Raw genomic sequence first — 4,667 nt, forward strand, 5'->3', positions numbered from 1 at the left:
AATCTCCACGCAACAACGCCTTGCGAGGAGCGAAGCAACGTGGCAATCCAGAAAAAGATTAAAAAAATTCTGTAAATCAGNNNNTTTACTGGATTGCTTCGTCGAATTACTACGTAATTCTTCTCGCAATGACGGGTAGCCAACCTCTCGCAATGACAATACTTTAATATAAATATAGGTTAATGACAATGATAAAACTAGAGCAAATTTTTTGGCATGTTTGGATTAATAGTGCTTTAGTTCCTTATCAATTCGCAAGGATTCATGTTTTAACTCATAGCCTGCATTATTCAGGATCGGTGTTTGAGGGTGAGAGAGCTTATAACGGCAAAGTTTTTAAGTTAAAAGAACATACGGAAAGATTAATAAAATCAGCAGAAGCATTAGGTTTGAAAGTACCTTATAGTGTAGACGAGATAATAAAAGCTCATGAACTTGTAATAAAACAGAATAATATTATGGATGCGTATATAAGACCGCTTATTTGGTGCGGAGACGAGTCGCTAAATATTACTAACCCTGATTTGTCTACTAATCTTTTGATTGCCGGTATTCCATCAATGCCCAGGTCTTTTGAGAAAGGTATAAATTTGCATGTAAGCCGCTGGCGTAAAGCAATACCTGATAGCACTCCGGTACAATCTAAATCTGCCGCTCAATATAATATGGCAATAACGAGTAAAAAAGAAGCTAAAGCTCTTGGCTATGATGATGCCTTATTACTTGATTATGAAGGATATATTGCTGAATGCACTACAACAAATATTTTCTTTGTTAAAGATAAAACATTATATACTCCAATTGCCGATAGATTTTTAAACGGTATAACAAGACAGACTATTATTGAAATTGCAAAAGATTTAGGTCTAGAAGTAAAAGAAGAGCGTTTGAAATTAGAGCAAATAGAGAATTTTACCGGATGTTTTGTTACAGGCACGGCAATTGAGGTACAAAATATTGATTCTATAGATTTAGGCAATACAAAGATTACTTTCGATGATCATCAAATTGCAGAGCATTTGAAAAAAGAGTATGGGCGTATTGTTAGGGAGTAGGAAGAGCTATGTGGGACACGCGAGCCGTCATTGCGAGGAAAATTATGAAGTAATTTGACGAAGCAATCTCAGGATGTTTGACAAGATTGCCACGTCGAAACTACGTTTCTCCTCGCAATGACAAATTAATAAAAAAATAAAAAACAATGAATAACATATTTAAAGGTTTAATTACCGCAGCTATAACACCTTTTAAAGATAATAAGTTAGACTTATATGCTTTAGAGAGAATTTTAAAACATCAAATAAAGCATGAAGTCGATGCAGTATTAATTGCAGGCTCAACCGGAGAAGGTAGTAATCTCAGCTTTGAAGAATATAAATTATTACTGCAAACTAGCGTAGAAATCGTTAATAAGCGTATTCCTATAATAAGCGGATGTTCATCAAATAATACTGCTTATGCAAGAGAGCTTGCAGCGGAATCTACAAAAATCAAGGTTGATGGTTTTATGGCTAGCCCGCCATCTTATGTAAAACCTACCCAACACGGCATTTATAAGCATTTTGAAGCATTACATGAAGCGTGTAATCTACCTATTATGTTATATTCAGCTCCAACTAGAAGCGGAGTAGATTTTTCTGATGAGACGATATTAAAACTTAGCAAGCTACCGCGTATCTTAGCATTAAAAGACTGCGGCGTAGATTTAGAACGCCCATTGCGGATTAGAGCAATAGTTAAAAAGGATTTCAACATTTTAACCGGTAACGATGAAGTAGTCTTAGCTTTTAACGCACAAGGTGGGGTAGGGTGGACTTCCGTAGCCTCTAATATTGCTCCTAATATATGTAAAGAGCTACTAGAGAAGTGGAATAAGAATGATACTAAAGGAGCATTAGAAATCCATCAGAAATTACTGCCTTTATATAAAGCATTATTTGTAGAGTCTAATCCGATTCCGATAAAATATGCTGCATATTATTTAGGTTTATGTGAAAATGAAATTAGACTCCCATTAACTGAAGCAAGCTATAGTGCTAAAAAACAAATTGAATACATTATAACATCACTATCTATAAAAATATGACCGAATATAAGAAAGTTATTGCACAAAATAAGAAGGTCCTTTTTAATTATTTGATTGAAGAAAGATTAGAAGCAGGTATTGTATTAAAGGGTAGTGAAGTACAGTCTCTGCGTCAAGGCAAAGCTTCTATAGAGGAAAGCCATGCGGCAGATACCGGACATGAGGTATTTTTGTATAACTGCCATATTGCGGAATATGAGAAAGCGAATAGATTTAATCATTCTACTCGTAGACCTCGTAAATTATTGTTGCATACTAAAGAGATAAAGAAAATTATCGGTAGAATTAGAATAAAAGGCTATACGCTAGTAGCTCTTTCTATGTATTTTAATAAAAAAAATAAAGTAAAAGTTGAACTTGGTATTGCTAAAGGTAAGAAATTACATGATAAAAGAGAATCAATTAAAGAAAAAGATTGGAAAAGAGATCAAAGCAGATTAATAAGACAAAAGTAATGGGTTTTGCTACACTGGGTGTCAAGCCGACGTTACATGGCTCGTTTTATGTCATTCCCGCAAAAGCGGGAATCTAGTAAAACATATAAAAAATAAGTTTTTATATGTTTAGTTTAACGAATTTTTGTATCAATATTAAGATTATTTTCTGGATTCCCGCTTTTGCGGGAATGACATATAGAACTACTTTGACCTTAGCAAGACATAACATTTTCAAAAAAAGTAAAAACAATATAAAAATTAAATATAGGAATTTATGCAGCATATTATAGGTAAAATATTGGTTATATTTGTAGTTGTGATAGGAGTTTTATTTGTTTTCAAAACAATGAAAACTTATTCTACAAATCCGGTTTCCGTTGTGGTTAAACAAAGCGAGGATGCAAGGAAATGTGAAGAGGAGAGAGTCCAAGAAATAATCAAAGATTATTTGCTTAAAACTCCGGAAATAATAATAGAATCAATAGAAGGTTTGCAAAAACGTAAAGTACAGGAAAATGAGACTAAAGTTAATAACTATCTAAAAGATAATAAGTTAGGTATTGAAGATAGCACAAGCTTTCCTATTATAGGAAATAAAGACGGTGATATAACAATAATTGCTTTTTATGATTACAATTGTTCTTATTGTAAAAAAGGCGATGTTTCTATAAATGAATTATTGCAAAACGATCCAAAAGTTAAAGTTATATTACGACCGCTACCTTTCCTTGGAGATGCTTCCGAATATCTGGCAAGAATAGTTTTAGCCGTTTATAAGGTTAATCCAAGTAAATTTAAAGCTGTTCATGATGAACTAATAAAAATAAGAGATGTTTCTAAGGAATCTATAAAAGAATTATTAACCGAGAATGGCTTAAATGCTACGGAAATTGAAGAAATGGCCGATAGCAATGAGATTAAAGATTTAATTACTCAAAATATGAAAATAGCTAGAAGCCTTAGAATCCAAGGAGTACCTGCGTATATAATTGATTCAAAATTAATACCCGGGTTAATAGATTTCCTACAGTTACTAAATATAGTTAAAGAAATTAGGGATAGTAAAAATTCTTAAGAAACTTGGAGGGGTTTGGTGTTATTGCATGGCTCGGAAAACCCGCTCTGTGTCATACCGTGGCTTGTCCACGGTATCCAGAAAAACAGTTTAAAATACTAATAACTTTATTATCTTAATAGTAAATAATAAACTGCTATGAATTAAGGCAATTATTATTGGTTAAACAAATTACTGCCGAATATCAAAATAACAAAATTAGTTTAAATAATTTTAATTCCTCGTGATATTCATAAACAAACAGGTCACATAGGAGGAATAGATTTATGGTACAAATAAAAAATATTAAAGATATTAAATGGTATGTCAAAAATTCTCCATTAGAAGAAAAAATTTAATTTTATTAAAAGATTTTCCATTTAAATTACCAAAAATATTTATCGATTTACTTAAAATAAGCGACGGAGGAAGAGTAGATTACGTTTTTGATTATTATGATGAATATTTTCAAGAATTATTGAGGCGGAGGCGGTATAGGACAAATATACGTGATTTGTACAAAAGATTCTAAAATGCTTAATAGAAATTATGATCCTGATGGATTTGGTTTTGATAAAAAAGAATATTTTATAACTCATAATAATATAATAGATATTTATAATAATCCTGCTGAATTTTTTCCTAAAAATTTAGTAGCATTTGGTATAGATGGAGGAGGCAATAAGATATGCTTTGATTATCGAGCTGATCCGAATACTGATAATCCGCCAGTAGTTTATTGGATTATTGGCTATAATGAGGGAGAAGATATATCATTTTTAGCATATAATTTTGAGGAACTTTAAAGATATTAAAAGAACCGGAAGATGGTGATCTTGAGGAATAAAAAAAGAGAATTTAGTAGTATGGCAAAGTGTTGCGAAACGTGCAATGATATTGCTAAAGTGGAAGCGCTGCTTAATTATTTTGATATTGAGGTAATTTACTCTATAAACCTTATTAATCAAGAAAAATTTACATAGGAAGATTTACGAAAGATTAATAATATCACTCCTGCTATAGAAAAATTAATTAATGAAAAATTACAACTATGGTAATCCTCCCATTTTTAATCGCAATAGAGAGTAGA

Annotated in this window: 5 protein-coding genes; all 5 read left to right on the forward strand. The window is 31.8% G+C overall.

Annotated elements, in window-relative coordinates; all coding sequences use genetic code 11:
- Positions 1 to 182 precede the first annotated feature (182 nt).
- The 5 genes from KYQ89_RS00585 (at position 183) to KYQ89_RS00605 (ending at position 4,383) form a co-directional block, all read left to right on the forward strand.
- Complete coding sequence (locus KYQ89_RS00585) at positions 183 to 1,055, forward strand: branched-chain amino acid transaminase (protein ID WP_218459870.1); 873 nt, start codon at positions 183 to 185, stop codon at positions 1,053 to 1,055.
- Between the two features lie 146 nt (positions 1,056 to 1,201).
- Positions 1,202 to 2,086: a 4-hydroxy-tetrahydrodipicolinate synthase gene (gene dapA / locus KYQ89_RS00590; protein WP_218459874.1), complete on the forward strand. Its 885-nt coding sequence runs from the start codon at positions 1,202 to 1,204 to the stop codon at positions 2,084 to 2,086.
- Positions 2,083 to 2,541 (forward strand): SsrA-binding protein SmpB, encoded by a 459-nt coding sequence (gene smpB / locus KYQ89_RS00595; RefSeq protein WP_218459878.1) that lies wholly within the window; start codon positions 2,083 to 2,085, stop codon positions 2,539 to 2,541. The genes dapA and smpB overlap by 4 nt, the downstream gene beginning before the upstream one ends.
- Before the next feature lie 256 nt (positions 2,542 to 2,797).
- Positions 2,798 to 3,598, forward strand: a complete 801-nt coding sequence (locus KYQ89_RS00600) for a DsbA family protein (protein WP_218459880.1) — start codon at positions 2,798 to 2,800, stop codon at positions 3,596 to 3,598.
- A 512-nt stretch (positions 3,599 to 4,110) separates the two neighbouring features.
- The gene (locus KYQ89_RS00605) at positions 4,111 to 4,383 is read left to right on the forward strand and encodes an SMI1/KNR4 family protein (RefSeq protein ID WP_218459882.1); all 273 of its coding nucleotides are present in this window, start codon (positions 4,111 to 4,113) and stop codon (positions 4,381 to 4,383) included.
- Positions 4,384 to 4,667: the final 284 nt, after the last annotated feature.

The sequence above is a fragment of the Rickettsia sp. TH2014 genome (genome assembly GCF_019249195.1).
Classification (GTDB): domain Bacteria; phylum Pseudomonadota; class Alphaproteobacteria; order Rickettsiales; family Rickettsiaceae; genus Rickettsia; species Rickettsia felis.